15 protein-coding genes are annotated in these 26402 nt (G+C 70.9%); 9 read left to right on the top strand and 6 right to left on the bottom strand.

Features of this window, described 5'->3' with window-relative positions:
* Positions 1-3 precede the first annotated feature (3 nt).
* Both treS and IL992_RS30300 read right to left on the bottom strand, forming a co-directional pair.
* Complete coding sequence (treS, locus tag IL992_RS30305; protein WP_193206755.1) at positions 4-1743, bottom strand: maltose alpha-D-glucosyltransferase; 1740 nt, start codon at positions 1741-1743, stop codon at positions 4-6.
* A 209-nt stretch (positions 1744-1952) separates the two neighbouring features.
* Positions 1953-3641, bottom strand: a complete 1689-nt coding sequence (locus IL992_RS30300) for an asparagine synthetase B family protein (RefSeq protein WP_193206754.1) — start codon at positions 3639-3641, stop codon at positions 1953-1955.
* Positions 3642-4075: 434 nt separating this feature from the next.
* On the opposite strand from IL992_RS30300, the gene IL992_RS30295 reads away from it, so the two are divergent.
* Together IL992_RS30295 and IL992_RS30290 are read left to right on the top strand one after the other, a co-directional pair.
* Positions 4076-12373 carry a DNRLRE domain-containing protein gene (locus tag IL992_RS30295; RefSeq protein WP_193206753.1) on the top strand — a complete coding sequence of 2766 codons (8298 nt, stop codon included), beginning with the start codon at positions 4076-4078 and terminating at the stop codon, positions 12371-12373.
* Positions 12370-12849: a hypothetical protein gene (locus IL992_RS30290; protein ID WP_193206752.1), complete on the top strand. Its 480-nt coding sequence runs from the start codon at positions 12370-12372 to the stop codon at positions 12847-12849. Before IL992_RS30295 ends, IL992_RS30290 begins: the two co-directional genes overlap by 4 nt.
* Positions 12850-12948: 99 nt before the next feature.
* Here the strand turns inward: IL992_RS30290 and IL992_RS30285 are convergent, their stop codons facing one another.
* Positions 12949-14121 (bottom strand): ATP-binding protein, encoded by a 1173-nt coding sequence (locus IL992_RS30285; protein WP_319018929.1) that lies wholly within the window; start codon positions 14119-14121, stop codon positions 12949-12951.
* A 341-nt stretch (positions 14122-14462) separates the two neighbouring features.
* Between IL992_RS30285 and IL992_RS30280 the strand changes: the two genes are divergently transcribed.
* Entirely contained in the window at positions 14463-16484 is a 2022-nt protein-coding gene (locus tag IL992_RS30280) for a glycosyltransferase (RefSeq protein WP_193206750.1), read from the top strand.
* A gap of 10 nt (positions 16485-16494) precedes the next feature.
* On the opposite strand, the gene IL992_RS30275 is transcribed toward IL992_RS30280, so the two are convergent.
* Positions 16495-17421: a zinc-binding dehydrogenase gene (locus IL992_RS30275; protein ID WP_193206749.1), complete on the bottom strand. Its 927-nt coding sequence runs from the start codon at positions 17419-17421 to the stop codon at positions 16495-16497.
* 119 nt (positions 17422-17540) lie between these two features.
* Between IL992_RS30275 and IL992_RS30270 the strand changes: the two genes are divergently transcribed.
* The 5 genes from IL992_RS30270 (at position 17541) to IL992_RS30250 (ending at position 22447) form a co-directional block, all read left to right on the top strand.
* Positions 17541-18209, top strand: a complete 669-nt coding sequence (locus IL992_RS30270) for a TetR/AcrR family transcriptional regulator (RefSeq protein WP_193206748.1) — start codon at positions 17541-17543, stop codon at positions 18207-18209.
* Positions 18206-18922: a DALR anticodon-binding domain-containing protein gene (locus IL992_RS30265; RefSeq protein WP_193206747.1), complete on the top strand. Its 717-nt coding sequence runs from the start codon at positions 18206-18208 to the stop codon at positions 18920-18922. Before IL992_RS30270 ends, IL992_RS30265 begins: the two co-directional genes overlap by 4 nt.
* A 128-nt stretch (positions 18923-19050) precedes the next feature.
* A complete protein-coding gene (gene lysA / locus IL992_RS30260) occupies positions 19051-20457 on the top strand; it encodes a diaminopimelate decarboxylase (RefSeq protein ID WP_193206746.1) in 1407 nt (468 codons plus the stop codon).
* A 42-nt stretch (positions 20458-20499) separates the two neighbouring features.
* Complete coding sequence (locus tag IL992_RS30255) at positions 20500-21807, top strand: homoserine dehydrogenase (protein ID WP_079317125.1); 1308 nt, start codon at positions 20500-20502, stop codon at positions 21805-21807.
* Between the two features lie 337 nt (positions 21808-22144).
* Positions 22145-22447 carry a hypothetical protein gene (locus IL992_RS30250; RefSeq protein ID WP_193206745.1) on the top strand — a complete coding sequence of 101 codons (303 nt, stop codon included), beginning with the start codon at positions 22145-22147 and terminating at the stop codon, positions 22445-22447.
* An 877-nt stretch (positions 22448-23324) separates the two neighbouring features.
* Here IL992_RS30250 and IL992_RS30245 read toward each other — a convergent pair.
* Positions 23325-23687, bottom strand: coding sequence for a GntR family transcriptional regulator (locus tag IL992_RS30245; RefSeq protein WP_076434823.1), 363 nt, complete (start codon positions 23685-23687; stop codon positions 23325-23327).
* Positions 23681-24664, bottom strand: coding sequence for a hypothetical protein (locus IL992_RS30240; RefSeq protein ID WP_193206744.1), 984 nt, complete (start codon positions 24662-24664; stop codon positions 23681-23683). Before IL992_RS30240 ends, IL992_RS30245 begins: the two co-directional genes overlap by 7 nt.
* Positions 24665-24863: 199 nt before the next feature.
* On the opposite strand from IL992_RS30240, the gene IL992_RS30235 reads away from it, so the two are divergent.
* Positions 24864-26381: a glycosyltransferase family 39 protein gene (locus IL992_RS30235; protein WP_193206743.1), complete on the top strand. Its 1518-nt coding sequence runs from the start codon at positions 24864-24866 to the stop codon at positions 26379-26381.
* Positions 26382-26402 lie beyond the last annotated feature (21 nt).

Below are 26402 nucleotides of genomic sequence, written 5' to 3'. Positions count from 1 at the left end.
CCCTCAGGCGTCCGGGGACCTGCGCAGGGACAGCCAGTAGAAGCCGTAGCCCGGCAGCGTGAGCAGGTAGGGCAGGTCGCCGACGGTCGGGAAGGAGACCCCGCCGCGGCACTCGACCGGGGTGACCCCGGCGAAACGCCGCAGGTCGAGCTCGACCGGCTGGGCGAAGCGCGACAGGTTGTTCACGCACAGGACCACGTCGTCGCCCTCCTCCCGAAGGAAGGCCAGCACGCTCGGGTTCGGCGACCACAGCTCGTTGTAGCTGCCGGTGCCGAAGATCGGGTGCTCCCGCCTGATCTGCAGCATCCGCCGGGTGAAGTGCAGCAACGACGACTCGCTCTTGGTTTGCGCCTCGACGTTGACCGACTGGTAGCCGTACACCGGGTCCATGACCACGGGCAGGTAGAGCCGGCCGGGGTCGGCGTCGGAAAACCCGGCGTTGCGGTCGGGGGTCCACTGCATCGGCGTGCGGACCGAGTCGCGGTCCTCCAGCCAGATGTTGTCGCCCATGCCGATCTCGTCGCCGTAGTACATGACCGGCGAGCCCGGCATGCTGAGCAGCAGCGCGGTGAACAGCTCGATCTGGTCCCTGTCGTTCTCCAGCAGAGGGGCCAGGCGCCGCCGGATGCCGAGGTAGGCGCGCATGCGCGGGTCCTTGGCGTACTCCGCGTGCATGTAGTCGCGCTCCTCCTCCGTCACGGTCTCGAGCGTCAGCTCGTCGTGGTTGCGGAGGAAGATGCCCCACTGGGCGCTTTCCGGAAGCTTGGGGGTGCGCGACATGATCTCGGAGATCGGCTCGCGGCTCTGCCGGCGCACGGCCATGAAGATGCGCGGCATCAGCGGGAAGTGGAAGGCCATGTGGCACTCGTCGCCGCCCACGGTGGGGTCGCCGAAGTACTCGACCACGTCCTCAGGCCAGCCGTTGGCCTCGGCGAGCAGCACCCGGTCGGGGTAGAGCCGGTCCACCTCGGCGCGGATCTTCTTGAGGTAGTCGTGCGTCTCGGGCAGGCCGGCGCAGGAGGTGCCCTCGCGCTCGAACAGGTAGGGCACCGCGTCCAGCCGGAACCCGTCCACACCCAGGTCGAGCCAGAAGCGGATGACCTCCATCATCGCTTCCTGGACGGCCGGGTTGTCGTAGTTCAGGTCGGGCTGGTGGTGGAAGAACCGGTGCCAGTAGTACTGCTTGCGCACCGGGTCGTACGTCCAGTTCGACTCCTCGGAGCCCACGAAGACGATGGGGACGCCCGAGTACTTCTCCGGGTCGTCCGACCAGACGTAGAAGTCTCCGTACGGGCCGTCCGGGTCGGTGCGGGACGCCTGGAACCACGGGTGCTGGTCGCTGGTGTGGTTCATGACCAGGTCGGTGATGACCCGCAGGCCGCGCTCGTGCGCGGCCTCGATCAGCTTCACGAAGTCGCCGAGGTCGCCGAACTCCGGAAGGATCTTGAGGTAGTCGGAGATGTCGTAGCCGCCGTCCTTGAGCGGGGACTCGTAGAGCGGCAGCAGCCAGAGGCAGTCGACCCCGAGCCACTGGAGGTAGTCGAGCTTCTCGATCAGCCCGCGCAGGTCGCCGGTGCCGTCGCCGTTGGAATCCTTGAAGCCGCGGACCAGTACCTCGTAGAAGACCGCGCGCTTGTACCAGCGGGGGTCTTGCGAGGTGAAGTCGGTGATCTCCGGGAGATCGCCGGTGGAGGCGCCGAACGACCCGGGGACCGGGTCAGGGCAGGGCGCAGCAGCGTTCATCTGGTTCTCGCTTGAGGAAAGAAGGAGCGCGTTGTCAGGTCACACCCGAGCTTTGAAGCTCTCGCCATGATGTTTGGCTCTATTTGACCAAAACTACCACTAGAAGTGGCCTGACCGAAAAGGCTGACGCCGGTCTGACATGCAGTTTTTACCTGTTTTCAGGCGATCACGTTCTGCTACCGCACAGACGCGCCCCAGGACTGTGCGCGCTACCCGCCCGACGGTGCAGGCCAGGGCGGGGTGAGGTCGCCGAGCACGTCCTCGTAGTCGGCCAGCCACGCCCCGAACGCCACCAGGGCGCGCAGCCAGAACCGCGAGTTCCACGACCCGAAGGCGGTCAGCGCGTCGGGCCCGCCGTTGATCGCGTCCAGCATCTGGGGCGACATCAGCCCGGGGATCTCCGCGGCCTTGACCAGCATCCGGTGGTTCCACTCGCGGGCGACCGGCCCGTTCGAGCGCAGCGGCACCCGGCGGTTCGGCATCAGCGGGGTGTTGGTCGAGGGCAGCGCCGCCACCCGGGGGTTGGCGGCCCGCAGGACCTCCCGGTAGAACTTGCCGCCCTCCTTGCGGACGACCGGCACCGACAGCGCCGCGTCGAAGAACTCGGGGTGGAGGAACGGGAAGACCGGGGTCGCCTCGGGGCCGACGAGGTTGACCGGGGACCGGGCGATGCCCCGCACGGTCCGGGTGTGGAGCACACTCAACGGCAGCTCCGCCCGGTGCCCGTGCAGCATCGAGGTCGCCCGGGTGAACGCCGTACGGACCCGGTCGTCCATCCACGCGGCGGCGGCCTCGCCGAGCACGGGGATGTGGGCGTCGCCGGTCGCCAGCGCCTTGAGCAGCGCCTCGCGGCGGGTCGCGCCCGTCCCCGCCCCGACGGCGTCCGCCGTGATCAGGAAGTTCTTCATCAGCGGGCCGCCCGCCAGGCCGTCCACCAGCGCCCGGCCCGCGCCGTGCACCTCGCGGGCGAAGGGGGAGTACCACGCGTGGTGGCTGGTGAGGAACTCCAGGCGCCGGGCCGCCCACAGCGCCTCCTGCGGGTAGGCGGCCGGGTCCTGCGGCATGATCCGATGCGGGATGCCCAGCTCGCGGGTGATGTAGCGGGCGAAGTCGATGTCGTTGTCCAGCCCGTCGTCGGGGCTGGTGGTCCACGACTCGACGTCCATCTTCCTGGCCACCGCCACGCTGGCCAGCAGCCGCGAGTCGTACCCGCCGCTCACCGGCACCAGCACCCGCTCGTACGGCTTGAGCGCGTCGTGCAGCAGCGCGACCAGGTCGTGGCCCGTCACGCCCCGGTCCACCGGCTCCTCCCGCACCCAGCGCGGGGCCCGCCGGTCGGCCCGCAGCCTGCGCTCGCGCCGTGACCAGGTCAGCGCGGTCGCGCCGGGCAGGCGCCGGATCTGGCGGTAGGGCGTGTCCTCAAGCAGCGGGTAGGTCAGCGTGAGGATCGCCGCCCACGCCTCCCAGTTCACCTCGTAGGGCCGCCGGGCCAGCGCGAGGAGCGGCTCGATCAGCGAGGAGAAGTAGACGGCGTCGCCGTCCTGCAGGTAGTAGACGTCGACCAGGCCGAGACCGCCCGTGTGCAGGCTCACCGTGTCGGGCTCGTCCACCAGGCCCGGGGTCTCGTAGGTCTCCGCGACCCGCAGCCACGCGTTCGCCCGGGGCTCGCCCCCGGTCTCCGGCCGCCGGCCGCTCCACGCGTACGCGGTCGCCCGGGCTCCCGTGGCGTACGGCGCCAGGGGGGCCGACGCGAGCAGCGCGGCCTCCGGTGCGGTGTGCACCGCCTGGACGGCGGGGCCCGACCGCGCCAGCAGGTCGAGCGTTGCCTGCTCGAAGGGCCCGACGGCCCCGCAGACGTACGGCCTGGCCTGGAATCGCGGCCACTCACCCTTGCGCACGGTTTGCCCTCCCTTGAACCGCAGCCGAGTCTACGGACCTCGGGGCCGGCAGGGGGACCAGAGCCTGTCACGGCCCCGGGCGGGCGCGGCGACTGCCTGGCATCGGCCGGGCGAACGAAATGGACCTCCTTTGATACTCCGATAACGGGCGTCGATTTCGGTCGCGCGCATACGTATATCTAGGCGATATCTAGGCGAAATATAGATAATCACCTCTTGATCCCCAACTTGGTGCTGTTATACGTTTCTCCACGTTTGCCGATCTTCGCGGGTTAATGCTGTTTCGCGGGGCTGCTCCACCGCGCTCTGAACGTGACGAAGGTGTCGCCGATAGAGGGCGTTTTCCACTTCCGTCCGTGCGATTGCCTTCTGGAGTGTGACGAGCCATGCGGCGTAGCCGTCTTGGGCGCGATTTCGCGCGCTTGTTTGTCCGGGTGACCGTGGCGATTCAGGTGGCGTTGCTACCGAATTTGATTTCTCCCGGAATCGCGTGGGCGGCGGCGCAGAGTGGTCCGCCTCTCGTCTCGGTCGAGTTGCCGAGCGGCGAGGCTCCCAAGCAGCTGACGGGAACGGCCGGAGGTCTGCCCCATCTGGTCGACAGCGCCGTCACACGTTCGAAGGGCCTGCCGGCGCGGAAGACGGCTGAGCCTCCGAAGGGCAGCCTGCCGGTCGAGCAGCGGCACAAGACGTCCGGCGAGCCGGCCGAGGGCGGGCTCGCCTCTCCTCCGCCGTTGCCTTCGGAGCTGAGCCCCTCGCCCGCCCCGGACGCCAAGAGGACGGCGCGGGATGCGGATAAGCCGGCGTCGTCGGAGGAGAAGACGGAGATCGCCGCGGCGCTGGCGAAGGCGCGGCGCACCGACTCCCGGGTCCTGGTCGAGAGTGCCACCACCGAGAACTCCCGGACCTACGCCAACAGCAACGGGACGCTGACCACGCAGATCACCGCTCCCGTCAGCACGGACACGTACGTGGAGACCACCGAATACCAGAACGGCACCTACCAGCTCGGGTCCGGTCATCCCTCCTCTTCCTCGCTTTGGGTGGGGACGAGCGCCAACACGTACGAGATTCCCACCAGCTATGTGCGGGATCGGGCGTTTTTACGGTTCAATTTGTCGGCCGTACCCGCGGGTGCCACGGTGACCGCCGCCGAAATGAAGCTGTGGAATTCCAGCTCCAACGCGTGCAGCAGCGTTTCCGTGAAGGCCGCCATGGTGACCGAGTCGTGGTGGTCGGACATCGCCTGGTATGACCAGCCGGAGGTCGACTGGTCGGAGATTCCCGGAGTGAACGTCTCCTCGTCCTGCGGCAGCTCCAGTCCCAGAGCGATGAAGTGGGACGTCACCAGCATGGTGGAAGATTGGGTGTCCGGCTGGTACGACAACTACGGGGTGCGGCTCACCGGCCCGGAGGGGACGAGCAGCCAGACGCGGACCTTCGCGTCCGCCGAATCCTCCAACAAGCCCGCCCTGACCATCACCTACCAGCCGCCGAACACCGCGCCCACGGTGGCGGCCCCGCAGATCGCGCCCACGGTGACGGCGGAGACCGGCGGGGTGGTGACCTCGCTGACGCCGGTGCTGTCGGCCGTGCTGTCGGACGCGGACGGCGGCAGTCTCAGCGGGGAGTTCCAGGTGCAGGTGGGCAGCTCCCTGGTGTGGAGCGGCACCGCCAGCGGGGTCGCCGCCGGCGGCAAGGCGACGGTGGCCGTCCCCGCCGGGAAGCTGTCGGACGGGCAGACGATCCAGTACCGGGCCCGTGCCTACGACGGCTCGGCCTACTCCGAGTGGTCGGCGTGGCAGACCGCGCGGGTAACGGCCATGCCGCTGGACACCGTGACCTTCCAGCAGTTCACCCCGGCCGACAACACGCAGGTCGGTTCGCTCACGCCGGCCCTGTCCGCCTACGCGCAGGCGCCCGGTGAGGCGGCGACGTCGTACTGGTACCAGGTCTGCGCGGGCCCCAAGGACAACTGGACCTGGTGCGAGTCGTCGACCTGGGTCAAGGGCGCGTGGACCGTCCCGGCCGGCAAGCTGCAGTGGGGCAAGACCTACTGGTGGTACGCGCAGGCCGCCACCAGCGCCGCGACGGCGACGTCGTCCTGGCGCAGCTTCACCGCCGTCCCCGAGCAGGACTCGATCAACGCCCTGCTGGCCGCGGGCACGGACGGCCGTGAGTTCAACCACGTGACCGGCAACTACACGCACACCGAGACCGATCTGACGGTGGCCACGGTGGGGCCGCCGCTGTCGGTGGTGCGCACCTACAACAGCCTCGACCCCCGCACCGACGGGGCGTTCGGAGCGGGCTGGACCACGCGCTGGGACACCCGGCTGGAAAACGAGCCGCTCAGGTCCACCGTGTTGATCACCTATCCCGACGGGCGCCAGTGGCGGTTCGCGGCCAAGGGCGACGGCACCTACGCGTCCCCGGCGGGCACCTACGCCACCCTGGCCACCCAGAGCGGGGGCGGCTGGCGGCTGATGGACAAGGAGTCCACCTCCTACTGGTTCGACTCCGCGGGACGGCTGGTCAAGGTCACCGACAGCCGGGGCCGCACGCAGACCCTGCAATACGGCACGGACGGGAAGCTGTCCAAGGTCACCGGGGCGAGCGGGCGCTCGCTGACCTTCACCTGGAACGGCGGCCATGTGACCGGTGTGGCCTCCGACGCGGTGGACGGCGCACCGATCTCGTGGAGCTACACCTACGACGGGGACTATCTCGTCAAGGTCTGCCCGCCGTCGTCCGGCGGCGCCTGCGTCGGCTACGAGTACGGCGACCGCTCCCAGTACCGCAGCTCGGTCATCGACGGCAGGCCCGTCGGGTACTGGCGGCTGAACGAGACCGGCACCGGGATCGGCAGCGTGATCACCAACGACATGAAGTCGATCTCCGGCGTCGGCGACGCGAAGATCGCTGGGAGCACCGCGGACGCCACCGGCGGCACGCAAGCCCCGTTGGACGGCTCGTCCGACACCGCGATGACCTTCAAGGGCGCGAGCGGCTCCGCGTACGTCTCCCTGCCGGCCGGAGTGATCAACGGGCTGGGCGGCGACACCACGATCGAGGCGTGGTTCAAGACCACCGGTTCGGGCACCATCCTCGGCTACCAGAACTCGGCCACCGACGCGCCGAGTGTGTACACGCCGGCGATCTACGTGGGCACCGACGGCAAACTGCGCGGCCAGCTGTGGACCGGGACCGTCGCTCCGATCACCTCCGCGACGTCCGTCAACGACGGAAACTGGCACCATGTGGCGCTGTCGGGAGCCAGAACCACCCAGACCCTCTACCTGGACGGCCAGCAGGTGGGCACCCTCGCCCAGCAGATCACACAACTGGGCCAGTGGGACACGCGGATCGGATACGGCTTCGCGTCCTCCAGCTGGCCGGGCACGGTGACCTCCAGCCGGCCCTTCCCCTTCGCCGGCTCGATCGACGAGGTCGCCGTCTACGGCAAGCCGCTGCGCCAGGAGCAGATCCGTACCCACTACCGCACCCGGCAGGTCCGGCAGCAGCTCACGAAGATCACCAAGGCGTCGGGCCGCGTCGCGGCGGTGAACACCTACGCCGCCGACGGCGGCCGCCTGCTGACCCACACCGACGCGAACGGCGGCCTGTGGAAGCTGTCGTCCCCCGCGTACGCCAAGGATTCCACCGGGGCGTCCCTGGCCACGATCACCGTCACCGACCCGCGCAACGGCACCCTGACGTACGTCGACGACGCCTCACGCGACGACCGCCTCGTCTCCTGGACCGACCAGCTCGGCAAGACGACCCGGTACGAGTACGACACCGGAGGTTTCGTCGCGAAGGTCACCGACCGCAACGGCATCGCCTCGCAGTTCGCCAACGACGTGCGCGGGAACCTGCTGGCGAAGACCATCTGCCGGACGAGCGGCTCGTGCGGCACGGAGTACCTCACCTACCACGTGAACGCCGACGACCTGTTCGACCCCCGCAACGACCAGGTCGTCGAATACCGGGACCGCAGATCGTCGGATGAGGACGACGACACCTACCTCACCACGATCGAGTACGACCAGTACGGCGACAAGGTCAAGCAGACAGGGCCGGCCACCGGCGACTTCCCCTCCGGGCGGTCCGCCGGCTGGGCATACACCGACGGCACCGAGCCGGCGGCGGGCGGCGGCACGACCCCTGCGGGCCTGCTGAAGAGCGAGAAGAAGCCGAACGGCGCCGAGACCACCTACCGCTACAGGTCCAACGGCGACCTCGCCGAGACCACGGACGCGGCGGGCCTGATCACTCGCTTCGGCTACGACGCCCTCGGGCGCAAGACCAGCCGGACGGTCGTGTCGGCGGCCGAGCCGGACGGTGTGACGACCGGCTACGCCTACGACGGCCTGGGCCGCGTCGTCAAGGCGACCGGTGCCGGCGTCGCCAACGAGGTCACCTCGGCCACGCACACCGCCGAGGTCCGCACCGCCTACGACGTGGACGGCAACGTCCTCACCGCCACGCTGGACGATCTCAGCGGATCCGACCCGGACCGCGTCACCACCTACACGTACGACACTCTCGGCCGGGTCAAGACCATGACCGGCCCCGAGGGCGGCGTCACCCAATACTCCTTCGACGCCACCGGCGCGCTGGTCTCCGCGACCAGCCCGGCCGGCGCCCTGCTGCAGTTCGGCTACACCCCGCGCGGGGAGAAGGCCACGGTCACCGTCAAGAACTGGACGGGCAGCCCGGCCGCCCCGCAGCCGGCGGCCGACGTGGTCCTGACCTCCTATGCCTACGACCCCGGAGGCCGGCTGGCCTCGGAGACCGACGCGATGGGCCGCACCACGCGGTACACGTACTGGGACGACGACCTCGTGTCCCAGAAGATCGCCGACGACGCCCGCCTCAACGGCTTTACCACGCCGCGGGACGTCGTGCTGGCCTCGTACGAGTACGACTGGGCGGGCAACCCCCTCAAGACGGTCACCGGTGGCGGCAAGACCAGGACCGACTACGTCTACGACGCCGCCAACCGGCTCACCTCGGAGACGATCGACCCGGCGGGGCTGGCCCGTACGACCAGCTACGGCTACGACGCCAACGGCAACGTCGTCTCCACGACGAAGACCGCGGCGGGCACCTCACGGACGGAAAGAGTGAAGGCCGAGTTCGACGACGCGAACCGCAAGATCAAGCAGATCGTCGAGAACGGCGACACCGACCTCGTCACCACCTGGAAGTACGACGACCGGGGGCTGGTCACCGAGGTCACCTCGCCGCGCGGCAACGCGTCCGGCGCCGACCGGCTCGACTACACGACGCTGAACCGGTACGACGCCGTCGGCCGGCTCGTCGAGACGAAGCAGCCGCCGGTCGCGGTCGAGCGCGGGGGCGGGGCCCCGGCCAACCAGCGGCCCGTCATCCGCTACGGCTACAACACCGCCGGAGAGCAGACCGACGTCCTCGACCCCGAGGGCAGGGCCAGCTCGATCGGATACGACCGAGCAGGTCAGCGGACCTCGCAGACGTCTCCGTCGTACACCCCGCCCGGCGGGAGCGCGATCACGCCGGTCACGGCTTACGGCTACGACGCCGCCGGCAGGCTGACCACGATCACCGACCCGCGCGGGAACGTCACCACCAACACCTACGACGTCCTCGACCGGTTGGTCCGGGTGAGCCAGCCGCCCGCCACCGGCGGCGCGACCCCGGGACACACGGACTACACCTACACCCTCGACGGCGAGTTGCTGTCGGTCACCGACCCGACCGGCGCGCGTAAGGAGGCGACCTACGACGATCTGGGCCGGCAGATCACCTCGACCGTCATCGAGCGCAAGCCCACCACGGCCACGCTGACCTCGTACTCGACCTACGACGACGCGGGCAACCTGCTCACCGAGAAGCGGCCGGGCGGCGACACCACCACCGCGACCGTCAACGCCGCCGGTGAGCTCACGGAACTGACCGACCCGCTGGGCGACACGACCACCTTCGACTTCGACCTGGCGGGACGCCAGACCAAGGTCACCGACCCGCTCGGCAAGGCCGGCAGCATCACCTACGACCTGGCCGGACGTCCCACCACGGTCAAGGACCTGGACGCCGCCGGGGCGACCGTCCGCACCCGCTCGATCGGCTACGACCTCGACGGCAACCCGGTCAGCCGCACGGACGCCGAGGGCCACGCCGTCACCTACGACTTCGACGCGCTCGGCCGGGTGAAGCGGATGGTCGAGCCGGTGAGCGCCGGAGACTCGATCACCACGTCGTTCGGTTACGACGCGGCGGGCGCCCGTACCCGGTACACCGACGGGCGGGGCAACGTCACCGTCACCACCTACAACAGCCTCGGGCGCGTGGAGTCGGTGATCGAGCCGTCCACCGCCGGGCATCCGAACCTCGCCGACCGCACCTGGACCACGAGCTACGACACGGCGGGCAACCCCGTGAGGCAGCTCCAGCCGGGCGGGGTCACCATCACCAGCACCTTCGACAACCTCAACCGGCTGACCCAGCAGGCCGGCAGCGGCGGCGGCGCCGCGCCGACCGCGCCGAAGACCTTCGGCTACGACCTGGCCGGCCGCGCCGTCTCGGCCGGGGACCTCGCCTTCACCCTCAACGACCGGGGCCAGATCCTCAAGACCACCAAGGGCGGGGTCGACCAGGCGACCTTCGCCTACGACGCCAACGACCGCCTGGTCCAGCGCGGGGACGCCGCGGGCGCCGCGACGTTCACGTGGGACGGCAAGGACAGGCTGAAGACGACCGTCGACCCGCTCACCGGCGTCACGGTCAGCTACGACTACGACAAGGCCGACCGCCTCACCTCGGCGACGTACGGCAGCGGAGGCCCACAGCGCTCCTACGGCTACGACGCGCTCGACCGCGTGACCAGTGACGTGCTCAAGACCGGTGGCGGCGCGGATCTGGCGTCCATCACCTACGGGTACGACAAGGAGGACCGCCTGACCTCCAAGGTCACCTCCGGAACCGCGGGTGCCGGTGGCAACAGCTACACCTACGACTTCGCCGGGCGGCTCACTTCCTGGACCGACCCGTCCTCGACCACGACCACCTACGAGTGGGACGCGTCGGGCAACCGCACGCGGGCGGGGAACGACACCTTCACCTACGACGAGCGCAACCGCCTCGTCTCCGGCGCAGGAGTCGACTACACCTACACCCCGCGCGGCACGCTGGCCTCGGCTTCCAAGGACGGGACCGTCAGGGCCTTCTCCTTCGACGCCTTCGACCGGATGGTCGGCGACGGGAACGCCGACTACACCTACGACGCCCTCGACCGCATGACCGGCCGTACCAAGGGCGGCGCCACCACCAGGTACGTGTACGCCGACATGAGCAACGACGTGGTGGCGGTCACGGACGCCGCGGGAGCGGCGCAGGAGACCTACAGCCGAGGTGCCTTCGGTGACGTCCTGTCCGCCAAGATCGGCACTAACGCGGCCCAGTTCCAGATGGCCGACCGGCACGGCGACGTCGTCGCGGGCTTCACGGCCGGAGCCACGAGCCTGGCCGGCTCCACCGCCTACACCCCGTTCGGCCAGGTCGTCACCGGCACCGGGACCCGGCCCCAGCTCGGTTTCCAGGGCGAGTGGACCGACACCGACACCGACACCGGTGAGGTCAACATGCACGCCCGCTGGTACCAGCCCGGCACCGGCACCTTCACGAGCCGCGACACGGCGAACCTGGATCCGGCGTCGTCGGTGCGGGCCAATCGCTACACCTACGCCGGCGCCTCGCCCCTGAACTACAGCGATCCCACAGGGCACCAGCAGGTGGAGGTCTGCCTGGCCGGCTTCTCCTGCGGCGGATACGTCTGCTCCGGCGACACCTGCTACGAAACCGACGCCCATGCGCGATGGTGGGAGGAGTACTTGCAATCGCCGTGGTACAAGGCGACAGAGCCCCGCATCTCAGACGAGCGGGCCAAGGAACTGGGTGTCATGCCGGATGGGCACCAGGCCCCGAAGGGCTTCTGGTCGGTCGACGAAAAGCGTCGGGAGGCCTACATGCTGGCCTACGACGGACGGCTCACCGACCAGCAACTCGACCTGATGTGGCAGCTGGTCAAGACGATGCCGATGAACGAGAAGAGCATGGACGGACTGCTCCCTTCGGGAGCGATCGGTGACTGGCTCAACAATCTGAGGAAGAAGGTCGGCGAAGGAGCGTGGAAGGGCATCAAGACCGCGTTCTGTGCGGTCGTCGGAGGTGAGAGCCAGTGCAACAAGCTGCTGAGCGGTGACAAGGCCACGTGGGACAAGTACGGTAGCGTCCTGGCGAAAGCGGCGGACATCGTCTTCCGGTCCTGGGTTTCCCTCACCTCAGTGATGCTGGAGTACAACGCGAAATTTAAGCTGGCCAATGTGGAGGCCCAGCTCAAGACGTGGGCGTACAAGCTGACTGGGAAGCCTTGCGGCAGCGCGCTGGGAGGGAAGCTGTCGGTCTGCGGCGGGCTGCCGGGGTGGTTGTTCCCCGAAGGCCGCGGCGGCTACACCATCGGGGCTGTGTTCCTGACCAAGTTGCCTCTCAAAGATGCCTTGCTGAAGACAGACCTGCTGCAGCATGAATATGTACATACTCAGCAGTGGTACACCTATGCCGGGAAAACGGGATGGTGGTTCTCGTTCGCCATCGCCTACTGGCTCGCAGGGCCGAATCCCTGCACCAACACGTTCGAGATTCAAGCAGGCCTTGTCAAGGGTGGGTACGGCAAGCAGTGTGGGCTCACATGAGTAAGGTCCTGCGTCTCGTCGCCGGGCTGGCGATGGTCGGCATGCTCACCGGCTGCGTGCAGAATCAGGTAGGGAACGTGGGGCTGACGCGATCGCAGGACGGTGGCCTGAACATCTCCGTCGCCTGGTGCGGAAGGACGCCTCACCTGCTGACCGTGACCATCATGGTGCACGAGTCCTGGAAGGGTGTCGCCAAATTCAGCACCACGCGGGTCGGGAACGGTTCTGTGACGCTCGACCTCGATTCGCCGTCGTCGGATTGGAAGTTGGTCTCGGGCGATTCTCATCTGCGTCCCGGCATCACGTACTACGTCGAGGCGTTTCCTGATTCGGGAAAGGAGGCGATCGTGAGCCAGCTCACCTTCACGCTGGAAGAAGTCGCCTCACTCCGGCCCGGCCAGGTGTACGTCGGCGACAAGAACGACCTGTACACCTGGAACGAGTTTCTCGAGAGTGCGAATCGTCTGTGCGCTTGAATCGAAGTGGGCGAGCCCGGACGAACACGACCTCGTACGGCGCCGTGGCCGCCTTGTCCGCGAACGCGTAGCTGCCCCCTGCGGTTCGCGGCCGAGGCGTCAGACCTGCCATAGGGCGCTCACCGGCATGGCGCGCAGGCGGGGGCCGAAGGGGAGGGTCTGGGTGCCGGTGTAGAGGACGATGCCGGCCACGAAGTCGTCGCCCAGGCGGTCGGCGAGATGACGCAGTCCGCGGAAGTCGTCGGCGCGGACCGTGGAGGAGGCCTTGACCTCGATGCCGACGACGCGGCCCTGCCGGTTTTCCAGCACCGCGTCGACCTCGACCTTGTCCTTGGTCCGGTAGTGGAAGAGCTCCACACGCTCGTCCGACCAGGTGAGCTGGCGGGCGAGCTCCATGAGGACGAATCCCTCCAGCAACGGTCCGAACCGGCCCTCGGGCCGCACCAGGCTCCTCGCGTCGGCGCCCAGCAGGTTGGCGGCGACGCCCGAGTCGACGAAGGCCACCTTGGGGGTGCCGACCGCTCGATTGCTGAGGTTGCGCGACCAGGCGGGAATGCGCTTGATCAGGAAGACCTCTTCGAGCAGGCCGAGGTAGCGGTTGGCGGTGCCGTGGGACAGACCGATGTCCGCCCCGAGCGCGCTGGTCACGAGCAACTGTCCCGACCGGGCGGCCACCGACCGCACCAGGGCGCGCATCTCGGCCGCCCGCTCGATCTCGGACAGCCGGCTCACGTCCCGCGCGATCAGGTCCGAGACGTAGGAGTCGAAGAAGCGCTCGCGTCTGCGCGGGTTCGTCCGGGCCACCGCCTCCGGAAATCCTCCGCGGACGACCCGCTCGGCGTAGTCGGCGCGCGACAACGAGGACGTGTGATGGAGGCCCTCGCCCTCGGCGAAGATCGCGTCCACGAACCTGTCCGGGGTGTCGTCGATCTCTCCTTGAGAGAACGGCCACAGCTCGATCGTCTCCATGCGGCCCGGCAACGCGTCGGGGAGGCTCCGCAGACCAAGCACTCGCGCCGATCCGGTGAGCAGGAACCGCCCCGGCCGGGGGTCGGTGTCCACCTGTTCCTTGATGGACAGCATGAGTTCGGGTACGCGCTGGATCTCGTCGATCACCATCAGATCGGGGAACGCCACGAAGCCCGAGGGATCCTCCTCCGCGGCTTGGCGGACGACCGGGGTGTCCAGGTTGCGCCACTCGGCGGTCCGTTCCTTGGCGAGGAGGCGGACAAGGGTGCTCTTGCCGCTCTGGCGGGCGCCGTTGATCAGCACAACGCGAGTGTCGCTCAAGGCGTCCGCGGCGGGCTTTTCCGCGTGTCTTGGGACCACTCGGCCGAGAGGGGTCTGTGAAGGGCTTCTCACCAGCTCAGGATGGCATGCTCGACTGCCCTCGTGAAACAACGGTCGCATGATCGATGACAAAATGGCCGCGTGATCGTTGGCGATTTGGTCGCTGGTCTCATGGTGATCTGGTCGCGGAGTGGCCGGGGTGGCGGTCGCCGGGGCATGGGGCGCACGAGGTGGACGAGGTCTCGGCTCTGCCTGAGAGCGATCAGGGCGTTCTGCGAATATTGTGACTCTGGTCCTGAAGGTCTACCGCGGAGTCACCCCCTATGAGCGAGGTAAGCGAGCCGGCAGCCGGGCAGCCCGAGCGGAGCGACCCGGCGGCGCTGCGGCAGGCGCTGGCGGAGGCGGTGGAGCGAGCCTCCGGCGCGGCGGAGCTCGCCCGGCTGATCACCGACTACCAGCGGCGGCTGGAGGAGGTGGCGCGCTCGGAGGCCGAGGCCCTGACCAAGATGCGCGAGGCCGAGGCGCGACTGAAGACGGTCGAGCGGCAGAACGCGCAGCTCGCCAAGCAACTCGCGGAGCAGAAGTACCAGACCGAGGTCGCCAACTGGAAGCTCGCCTCGCTCCAGGAGAGCCGGTGGAGCAAGCTCGGCGACGCGATCCACAGCAAGAAGCCCGGCACGGTGGCCAGGACACTCAAGGCGCCGGTCAGGAAGCGCCCCGCGCCCAAGCGCTCGGACTTCAAGCCCGAGGTCCCCGCCGTCCCCGAGGTGAAGGCGGCCCCCGCCGCGCCCGAGCCCAAGGCCCCGCAGGTCTCCGCACCGCTCGCCGAGTCGTTCGTGGTCCCCAAGGGCCCGACGGCCCGGCCGTACATGACGGTCGCCGCGATCGTGGACCGGCAGACCGAGGCGCTGCTGCGGTACGAGTGGCGGCTGGTGACCAACTTCGGCCCGGACAACTGGGAGGCCATGCTCGACCAGCAGCGGCCGCACGTGCTGTTCGTCGAGTCCGTACGGCCCGGCCCGCGGCAGGGCAACGGCGGGCGCTGGCTGGAGGCGCTGGCAGGGGAGACGCGGGCGCTGCGCGACCTGGTGGCGGCCTGTCACAAGCGGGGGGTCAAGACGGTCTTCTGGCACTCGGGCGGCGCGGTGTCGCGGGCGGTGCCGGCGGCCGAGCACTTCGAGTACGTGCTGGCCACCACCGAGGCCCGGGCCCGCGAGTGGCGCTCGGCGCTGCGGCACGACCGGGTCGGCGTGCTCCCGCACGCGATCCAGCCCCGCGTGCACAACCCCATCCCCGCCGAGGGCGGCAGGACCGGGGAGATCGTCACCCTCGGCACGGTCACCCCTCCGGCCGGCGGCGCCACCTGGCAGCCGCTGGCCGGGCAGGGCGACGACCCCACGGCGTACGACGACGTGCTGACGGCCTACCGGCAGCCGGCCCTGGTGATCGCGGGCGCCGACGCCGAGCCGAGGGTGATAGGGGAGGTCGCGGCCTGCGGCACCCCGGTGCTCCAGGTGCGGGCCGGGGCCAAGGGCGAGGAGATCCTCGCGGCGGCCGAGATCCTCATGGCCGACGCCGGACGGCTGGACAGGGAGGCCCACCTCGCCTGGCGGGCCCGCACGAGCGTCACCCCGCTGCTCGACCCGATCCTCGACACCCTCGGCGTGCCGAGCGTGCGGGGCAGCGGCGTGATCACGGCGATCACCGCCGTGTCCGACCCGGCGGAGCTGGACCGCCTGCTCGCCCAGGTCACCCGTCAGATCGAACGGCCCGGCCAGATCGTGATCGTCGCGGACGGCCTGGACGCCGGACTGGTGGACAAGACGGTCCGCCAGGCGTGCCCGGACCTCGACGTCGTGGTCCGCGCCACCGAGGAGCCGGTCACCAGGGGCGCCGCCCTCGACCGCGCGATCAGGCTCGCCGACGGCGACCACGTGGCCGTGCTCGACGCCAGGGACCTGTACGGCGAGCACTACCTGGCCGACCTCGTCCGGCACTTCGCCTCCACCGACGCGGAGGTGCTGGGGAAGGCGTCGTTCTACGCCCACCTGCCGGCGGCCGGCGCGACCCTGCTGCGCCAGCCGGGAGCCGAGCACCGGTTCCTGCCCGAGGTGGCCGGCGGCACCGTCCTGGCCCGCCGCCAGGTCCTCACCGACCTCGGCTTCGCCGACGTCTCCGAGGAGTGGGGCGAGGTCCTGATGCGGCAGTGCCGTACGGACGGGGTGCGGGTCTACTCGGCCGACCGCTACTCCTACGTCTGCGTCCGCGACTCGGCGGAGGGCTCGCTGCTCGGCTCGGCGCGCATGGAGGGATACGTCCCGGCCGAGCCCCTCGCCCTGCTCTGATCTCCAGCAGTCAGCCCAGGTCGAGCACGGCCTTGCCGTGGAGGCGGCGGCCGAGGAGGAGCGCCACCGCCTCCTGCGCCTTCTCCCAGCCGCCGCGCCAGGAGATCCCCGGATCGAGACGGCCCGCCGCGACCTGCCCGGCGAGCCAGGTGAGGTCGGGAGCGAGCCCGCCGCAGGCGAGCAGGAAGAACGTGACCATCGAACGGTCATGACCCTTGTCGCCGAAGAGCGCGCCGAACGGGAAGGTCTCCGGCTCGCCGGTCACATGCCCGACGGCCACCAGCGTGCCGCCCTCGGCCAGCCTGTCGTACGCCTCGACGAGCAGGCGCCCGCCCACCACGTCGATCACGCCGTGCACCGGGTCGCGGAGGGCGGACGGCCGGTCCACCACCTCGTGCGCGCCGAGCGCCCGCAGGGCGTCGCCGTGCGCCCCGGGATCGCCGGTGGACGCGACCACATGGGCCCCGCCGAGCCGGGCCAGTTGCACGGCGTACCTGCCGACCCCGCCGGTGGCGCCGGTGACCAGCACCCTCCTGCCGAGGATGGGGCCGAGCCGGTGCAGGGCGCGCAGCGCGCTGCCGGCGGCCACCGGGATCGTGCTGATGGCGCCGGGATCGGCGCCCTCCGGGACCGCGCCCATCAGGGAGGTGTCCACGGCCCGGTACTCCGCCCACGCGCCGTCGACGCCGAGCGTCACCACGGGGGTTCCCGCGGCGGGGCCGGACCCGTCGGCGGCGGCCCGTTCGACCACCCCGGCCGCGTCCCATCCCGGTACGGCGCCGTCGGGGGCGTTCTCGATGCCGAACCTGACCTCGCCGTAGTTGAGCGAGGTCGCCGTCACCCGCACCAGCGCCTGATGCGGGGCGGGCTCGGGGTCCGGAGCCTCGCCGAGCCTCAGACCGGCGGGCGCGGAGCGGTCGACGATCAGAGTGCGCATGGGGGTCGTCCCTTCGTGTGGAAGTGCCACTCGGTGGCAGGAGTGTCGAGGCGCTCACTATGCCACTCAGTGGCATATGCCAACAAGGGGCGTTCCGTGCCGCGGCTAGACTGGCCGCGATGACCACCACCGCCGTCCCGGCCGACCAGCTCCCGCTGCGCGAGCGCAAGAAGCTGCGCACCCGCCGGGCCCTGGTCGATACGGCCCTGGAGCTGTTCACCGAGCGGGGGTTCGAGGCGACGACCCTCGACGATCTGTGCGCGGCCGTGGAGGTCTCCAAGCGCACCTTCTTCCGCAACTTCGGCAGCAAGGAAGACGTCGCGCTGACGCCCACGCAGGACATGTGGGCGGCGTTCCTCGACGAACTGGAGCGGTGGGAGCCCGGCGCCGGACGCCCCGTCATCGAGGTGGTGCAGGACTGCCTGCTCGCCGCCGTCGGCCGGATGACCGACGACGGCTGGGCGCGCCAGGTCCGGCTCAGCGAGCGACTGGCCGCCCGGACCCCCTCGGTGGGGGCGTACGGCCTGCACTTCTGCGACCGCACCACCCGTGAGGCGCTCGCGATCCTGCGCCGCCGTCTCGACCTGGGCGGCGTGGACGACCTGCGGACGAGACTCGTGCTCGACATGCTCGTCGGGGCCTGGCATGGCGCGCTGGAGTCCTGGACGGCCATGCCGGGCGAGCCCACGTCCGCGGATCTGGCCGCGTGCCTGCGGGAGGCGTTCGCCGCGATCCCCGGGTGCCTGACGCTGACCGCCGCCCCCAAGGACGGCCCGGCCGCGCCATGATCATGGAGGTGCTGCGCGACGTCCTCGGTGCGCCGCCCGTGCCGCAGGGGTCGTGGGAGCGGGAGGCGCGCTTCGTCTCCGCCGCCGCGCTGCGGGGGACGGCGGAGCCCCCGGCCGAGGCGGCGGAGCGGCTGGCCGTACGGCTGCGCGCGGTGCCCGGGGTGCGGCACGTGGACGTCCGGCCGAACGGTTTCCTGGTCGTCGAGATCGCCGCGCCGGGAGAGATCGTCCACGACATCCTGGCCGCCCCGCTCGCCGTGCCCCTGCCCGAAAAGGACCAGGAATCGGGCCCGGAAACGAACTCCGTGGCGCCGTGGCCCGATTTCCCGCGCACCTGGGACAACCCCGGTTTCGTGGTGAGGTACGCGTACGTGCGGGCGGGAGCCGTACAGCGGTGGGCGCGCGACCTCGGCGTGCCTGCCGCCGCGGTGGTGCGGTCCGGCCTCCTCGACGGCCCTTTCGACCGGGCCGTGCTGCGGGTCCTGGCCGAGCTGCCGAGCAGGAGGGACAGCCGCGATCCTGGATGGGCGGCGTACCTCGAACGGCTGGCCGAGGTCTACCACGCCGCCGTCGAGCACGCGTCCCCGATTCCCAGGGGCGACGAGCCGCCGTCGGAGGTCCACGCGGCCCGGGTGCGGATGGGGGAGGCCGTGCGCCGGGTGCTCGGGGAGGGACTGGCGGAGCTCGGTGTCGCCCCGCCCGGCAAAATCTGACCAAAACCAGCGGATGGCGGAAAGTACTGTCGCCGATGACCTGCGGATCTGAATATCTTCCGTCCGGGCCGTCTCGCAGGGTGAACAGCGGGCGCGAGTGAATCGCAGGGTCGGCTAGCCTCGTTCGGGTGAGTCGATTCGCCCACCCCGCCGGCGACCTGCACGCCGCTTCATCGATCGTCGCCGTGACCGCCGGACACCCCGAGGAGCGTCCGCAGCAGGTGCCCGCCGACCTCAACGCGCTCGAACCGGCCATCTGGCCGCGAACGTCCGGCCGGGCCGACGGAGCCGTCACGATCGGCGGAATCGACGTGCGTGACCTGGCGAAGGAGTTCGGCACGCCTCTGTACGTCATCGACGAGGAGGACTTCCGCTCCCGCTGCCGTGAGTACCGGTCCGCCTTCCACGACGGCGAGGTCCACTACGCCGCCAAGGCGTTCCTGTGCCGCGAGGTCGCCCGCTGGATCGACCAGGAGGGCCTCGGCCTCGACGTGTGCAGTGCCGGTGAGCTCGCCGTGGCGCTCAGCGTGGGCTTCCCGCCCGAGCGGATCACGCTGCACGGCAACAACAAGTCGCTCGCCGAGCTGGAGAAGGCCGTCCAGGTCGGCGTGGGCCACATCGTGGTCGACTCGTTCGAGGAGATCGCCCGCCTCGGCTTCCTCGCCGACGAGCACGGCGTGCGGCCGAAGGTGATGATCCGGGTGACCGTGGGCGTCGAGGCGCACACCCACGAGTTCATCGCGACCGCTCACGACGACCAGAAGTTCGGCCTGTCGCTGAGCAGCGGCGCCGCCGCCGAGGCGGTGCGGCGCATCCTCGCGTTGCCGCAGCTCGAACTGGTCGGCCTGCACTCCCACATCGGGTCACAGATCACCGACACCGGCGGTTTCGAGGTCGCGGCCCGCCGCCTGGCCCGGCTGCTGGTCGAGATCAAGGAGGAGCACGACGTGGTGCTCCCCGAGCTGGACCTCGGCGGCGGATACGGCATCCCGTACGTCGTGGGCGACGACTCCCTGGACGTCAAGGTCATCGCGGACGGTCTGCGGGAGATCGTCACGAAGGTGTGCGAGTCGGCCGGACTGCCGGTGCCGCGCCTCACGGTCGAGCCGGGCCGCTCGATCGCCGGAGTGTCCGGCGTGACCCTGTACGAGGCCGGTACGGTCAAGGACGTGGAGGGCCTGCGCACCTACGTGAGCGTCGACGGCGGCATGAGCGACAACATCCGCACCGCCCTCTACGGCGCCGAGTACACGGCCGTGCTCGCCTCCCGCGTGAGCCAGGCGGCGCCGATGCTGTCGCGCCTGGTCGGCAAGCACTGCGAGAGCGGCGACATGGTCGTGCGCGACCTGTACCTGCCGGGCGACCTGGCCCCCGGCGACCTGATCGCCGTCGCCGGCACCGGCGCCTACTGCCGGTCGCTGGCCAACAACTACAACTATCTGCCCAAGCCCGCCGTCGTCGCGGTGTCCAACGGCCAGGCGCGGGTCATCATCCGCAGAGAGACCGAGGACGACCTGCTCAGGGGGCAGCTGTGAGCGGCCGTCCCGGACAGTCCGGCGGCGAAGCGAGGAGGGGTCGTGAGTAAAGCCAAACCGGCGCTCAGGGTCGCGCTGCTGGGCTGCGGCGTCGTCGGGTCGCAGGTCGTGCGTTTGCTCCGCGAACAGGCCGACGACCTGGCCGCCCGCGTCGGCGCCCCGCTGGAGCTGGCCGGCGTCGCCGTGCGCAGGCTGGGGCGCAAGCGGGACGCCGACGTGGACCCCGCCCTGCTCACGACCGACGCGGAGGCCCTGGTCACCCGCGACGACGTGGACATCGTCGTCGAGGTGATCGGCGGCATCGAGCCCGCCAGGTCGCTGATCCTCGCCGCCATGGCGCACGGCAAGTCCGTGGTGAGCGCCAACAAGGCGCTGCTCGCCGAGGACGGCGCGACGATCCACCGGGCCGCCCGCGAGAACGGCGCCGACCTGTACTTCGAGGCGAGCGTCGCCGGGGCGATCCCGCTGCTGCGCCCGCTGCGCGAGTCGCTGGCCGGCGACCGGGTGCGCCGCGTGCTGGGCATCGTCAACGGCACCACCAACTACATCCTCGACAAGATGGACTCCACCGGCGCCTCGTTCAACGACGCCCTGGAGGAGGCCCAGGCGCTCGGGTACGCCGAGGCCGACCCCACGGCCGACGTCGAGGGCTTCGACGCCGCCGCCAAGGCGGCGATCCTGGCCGGCATCGCCTTCCACAGCCGGGTGACGGCCGCCGACGTGCACCGCGAGGGCATCACGGAGATCACCGCGGCCGACGTGGCCTCGGCCAAGGGCATGGGGTACGTCATCAAGCTGCTGGCCATCTGCGCCCGCTCCGACGACGGCCGGTCGGTCGGCGTCCGGGTGCACCCCGCCATGATCCCGAGGTCGCACCCGCTGGCCGGTGTGCGCGAGGCGTACAACGCCGTCTTCGTGGAGGCCGAGTCGGCCGGGCGGCTGATGTTCTACGGCGCGGGCGCGGGCGGCGCGCCCACCGCCAGCGCCGTGCTGGGCGACATCGTCGCCGTGGCGCGCAACCGCCTCGCCGGCACCCGCGGGCCGGAGGAGTCGACGTACGCCGACCTCAAGGTCCACCCGATGGGCGACAGCGTCACCCGCTACCACGTGTCGCTGGACGTGGCGGACAAGCCCGGTGTGCTCGCCCGGGTGGCCGAGATCTTCGCCGGCCACGACGTGTCGATCCAGACGGTGCGGCAGGAGGGCCGCGGCGACGACGCCCAGCTCGTGCTGGTGACCCACCGGGCCAGCGACGCCGCCCTGTCGGGCACGATCAAGGACCTGCGCGACCTGAACATCGTCCGCGCGGTCGCGAGCGTCATGCGGGTCGAGGGCGACGACACCCCCTGACGCCGAGGGCGGCGGCCATGGCTGAAGGCACTCCCGGGTGCTCCACCCGGGAGTGCCTGTTGCTGCCTGCCGTCGTCTAGGGGGATCTTCGCGATCTGGCCGACGTAGTTCTCGGAACGCCCACGGCAGGCCAGGGCACCGGGGCGGCCTCTTGCCGTCGCCACGCCGGGATCAGCTGTAACCGTGGACATCGGGCCGCGCGTCTCCGCCGGTCGTCATCTGATCACAAAGGGTCTCCAGACACCGGCGGAAGAACCCTGCCATACGCCTCGGACCGGCCAGGATGTCACCGACCGCGACCCCGACGGGGCACCGCATCGACGGAGGAGTTCGGCAGATGGGCAAGAGGAGTGTCGCCGCCCCGTCGGCGGGTGTCGCGGGACTGGCGCTGGTCGCGACGCTCACGGTCGCATCCACGGCGTCCGGCGCGGCGACGGCCACGACCGGCCCCGGCAGGTTCGTGCCGGGGCACGCGGACGCGGCGGCCGCCCAGTCGCTCGACGTGCCGCGCACCGCGTTCAGCACGACGAGCGGCTCCGGAGACAACTCCGCCACCTGGGACCCGACCCTCGTCGTCAACGTCCCCGCCCAGGCGGTGGCGGGCACCAACATCGGCACGCCGAACCACTCCGTTGCCTGACCGTTCACCCCGCAGGGTCGTCGCCTCCGGCCTGCTCGCGGTCGTGCTGTACACGGCCGCCGTCGCCCCGGCGGCGGCCTCCGGCGACGCGCACCGGCACCGCCCGGAGAGCGTCCCCGCGCGTACCACCGACGAGCTGACCTCCTGGTCCACGCTCGACCGGACGGCGGTGAACCTGCCGCCGTACGGCCGCGTCCCGGTGACGGCCACCGTCGCGGTGCCGCCCACGGCTTCCAAGGGCGAGCGATACGCCGTCATCTGGGCGGGGATCGCCTCGGCCTCGCCCGGCCCGTCGGGCGACGTCGCGCTCGTCAACCGGGTGGGCGTCCGCACCGACCCGGACGTGGGCCCGGGCGGCGAACCGCCGACGAGCTTCCGGATCGGCGAGGTGGCCGCCGGGCGCACCGACGCCGGGCAGCCGCGGCTGGTGGCCGAGGTCGGCAACACGGGAGAGCGCGCCGTCGACCTGGAGGGCGAGGTGCGGTTGTCGGAGGGGCCGAGCGCGCTCAGCGCCGGGCCGTTCCGCAGCACCCGCGCCACCACCCTGCCTCCCGGAGGACACGGTCAGGTGACCGTGCTGCTGGGCGACGACCTGCCCGCCGGGCCCTGGAAGTTCCGGCTCACCCTGCGCAGGCGGCCGCGTCAGCCGTACGGCCACCGGGACGATCATCATCCCGGCGGCCGGAGAACCGGCGGCGGAGGACGACCCCAGCATGCCGGTCCTCGCCGCCTGCGCCGCGGCGGCCGTCGCCGCCGCGGCCCTCCTGGTCGTGAACCTGCTCCGGTTCCGCCGCCGCCCACTGGACGGCGAAGCCGCCTGACCGGCCCGGCCTCCCGGCCTCGGCGAACGCCGTCGACACGGCGGGCGAGGCGCGGATCAGCGCTCGGCCAGAGCCCTGCGGACCGCGTCGAGGGCCTCCTCCTCGGAGGCCCCGAGGTGTCGCACGGCGCCGGCGAACTCCTCGGCGGCCTCGCGCAGGCGCAGGCGGCCGCCCTCGGCCGCGAGATCGGTGATCGTCGCCGCGCGGCCCCGGCGCAGCTCGACCAGGCCCTCGTCGCGCAGTTGCTGGTAGCCGCGGAGCACGGTGTGCAGGTTGATGCCGAGCGCGGCGGCGACGGCCCGCGCCGAGGGCAGCTTGTCGCCGGGGACCGCCGCGCCCCTGGCGACCGCCGCGCGCACCGAGGCCGCCACCTGGTCGGCCAGCGGCTGAGCCGAGGACGGATCGACGACGATCAGCACCCGGCGGCTCCCCTGGCCCGGGAGAGGGACGCGTTCACCAGCGCGGCGGCCGTATCGGCGTCTCGCGTCGAGTACAGGAACTCCCGGCCGTCGGTGAGCCGGAGGGCCAGCACCGGACCACGGCCGCTGACGTATCCCCACCCCCTGCTGCTGCCGATCATGCCGAGCCCCCTGCCGGACGCCTCCGGCAGCACCGAGGCGAAGAGCACCGTGTCGTATGGCACGACCCGCCGCAGGCCGCCGAGCCCCGGCAGGCTGACCTCGACGCCGCTGCCGTCGATGCGGAGCCGGGTGCGCGCCGAGAGGACCGCGATGAGCCCCATCAGCGCCATCAGCGTTGCCCCCTGCCAGGAGCGTGAGAGGTTGAAGAGTCCGAACCAGCCGAAGGCGAGCATCGCCGCTCCCTGTAGGAGCGAGCGCGGGTACCAGGAGGACACGGCGTAGACGGCCCGCTGGGCCGGCGCGAGCGGCAGCAGGGGCACTCCCGGGGGTGGTGCGCTGCGCGCGCCGGGCGCGGGCGGCAGGGGACCCGCCAGCCACCAGCCCGTGGCGCCTCCGAGAACGGTGAGGGCGATTTCGGCCGGAACCTCCCACGCCGGCAGGGTGGCGGGTCCCGCGGAGTCGATCAATGCCGTCACCGCGACACCGTTCCCTGTCGCCATGGAGACGCTCATGGCGACGGAGCACGTGACCAACCAGCGCTGCAGCTCGGGCCAGCGCCAGTAGTGCGTGAACGCGGCGAGGAACACCACCTCGAAGACCCCGAGGGAGAGGGCGGCCGATCTCAGCCACTGACCCCATCCAGGCGCGTACCGCGGCTCCCAATCGGCGACGTAGGCCCGGTCGGGCAGCCGGTCCCGGAAGACGGCGAAGAGCAGCAGGAGAAAGAGGAGGGCGAGAAGCGGTGGCGCGAAGGTCAGGGCCAGGCGGCGCGGCCGGCCGGGGCGCCCAGTGTCGTGCTGGGGGGAGTCGTACACGAGCCACCTCCCAAACTGTTTGCATGTCACTATAACAAGCAAACAGTTTCGTGAGGAGTCCCCCATTGAGATCTCGTACCGTGGAGCCCGGCATGTCCGGAACGGACGGCTCACGGCGCCGGTGGGGCAATGACTCGATCGGATAACGCCCCGCCGATCCGCGCGTCCGTGCGTGTTCGATGTCTTTGACGTGGCCGAAATGATCAGTTCTGTGGGGGGAAGCGTGGTTGCGGGCGAGGCGGTCCGGACGTCCGGCCAGAGGACGGATGCGGGCGCGAAGGACTGGCCCCGCTGGACGCCGCTGCTCGCGGGCCTGCTGACCACCTGTGTCGCCGTCTCCGGCACCACGGCGTCGCTGTCGGCCGACGAGGTGGCGACCTACAGCGCCGCGGTGGCTCGGCCGCTGAGCGGGCTGTGGGGGCTCGTGCAGCAGATCGACGGCCACTTCCTGCCCTACTACCTGCTCATCCATGTCTGGTCATTGCTTGGCGAGGCCGAGTGGTGGCTGCGCCTGCCCTCGGCCCTCGCGGCCGGTGTGGCGGCGGGCTTCCTGGCCGACCTCGGCCGTCGGCTGGCCGGTCCGCGTGCGGGAGTGGTGGCCGCGGCGCTGTTCGCCGTCCTGCCTTCGGTGTCCTACCACGGCGCGAACGCCCGGCCGTACGCGTTCGCGGCGGCGGCGGCCGTCGTCTCCGCCTGGGCGCTGCACCGGGTGGCCGAGGCGCCCACTGACTCCGCCGGCGGGAAACAGGTCCGCTGGTACGCGGCGTCGGTGGCGCTGCTCGGTTGCACGCATCTGTTCTCGGTCCTGGTTCTCCCGGCCCAGTTCCTGGCCGCCCTGCTCGCCCTGCCCCGCCGTACCTTCCTGACCAGGATCGTTCCCGCGACGGCGGTGGGGTGCGTCCCCCTCGCGATCCTCGCCCTGGTGGGCTGGGGCGAGCGCCACGCGATCAGCTGGATCCAGCCGCACGGGCCCGACGTGCTGCTGAAGTTCCCCAAGCACGCGGCGGGCTCCGACCTCGCCGGGCCGCCGCTGTTCGCCCTCGCCGTCGTGGGGGTGGTGATCCTGCTGCGCAGGTCGGTCCCCTGGGGCGTCCTCGTGGGCGGCTGGCTCGTCCTCCCGCCGATGCTGCTGCTCGTGATCGACGCACTGGTCACCCCGGCCTACGTGGACCGTTACGTGTTCGTCACGGCGCCCGCCCTGGCCCTGGCGGGAGGCGTGGCCCTGGCCTCGATCCGCCTGGCTCCCGTCCCCTTCGCTCTGGTCTGCGTGCCCGCCGTGCTGGTCGTGGCGCTGCTGGGGATGCCCGCGCAGGCCGACTACCGGCAGCGCAACGGCCACTACGACGACTTCCCCGGCGCGGTCGGGGTGATCCGGGCGCGGGAGCGCGCCGGCGACGCCATCGTGTACGGCCAGAGCCGGCTGCGCACCGGCTTCGTCTACTACGGCCGCGAGGGCCTCCCCGAGGACGTGCTTCTCAGGGGGCGGGGCCCGGCCTTCGAGTACGTGGAGCGGGACGACCTCGCCGAGGCCCTGGCCGGGCACCGCCGGGTCTGGGTGGTCTGGCGGGGGACGAAGCAAGCCGGGCTGACGGGAAAGAAGATCCCCAAGGTGGCCGCCGTCCGTGCGGCCGGATACCGCCTCTCGACGGCCTGGCACTCCGCGGAGCTGCCGGGCCTGACTGTCGCACTGTTCGAGCGCGTCCGCGGCAAGGGCTGAGTGGACCGTTTCATCACGGTT

The organism is Microbispora sitophila, assembly GCF_014892245.1.
Lineage (GTDB): Bacteria > Actinomycetota > Actinomycetes > Streptosporangiales > Streptosporangiaceae > Microbispora > Microbispora siamensis.
This window is presented reverse-complemented; position numbering and strand designations above follow the sequence as displayed.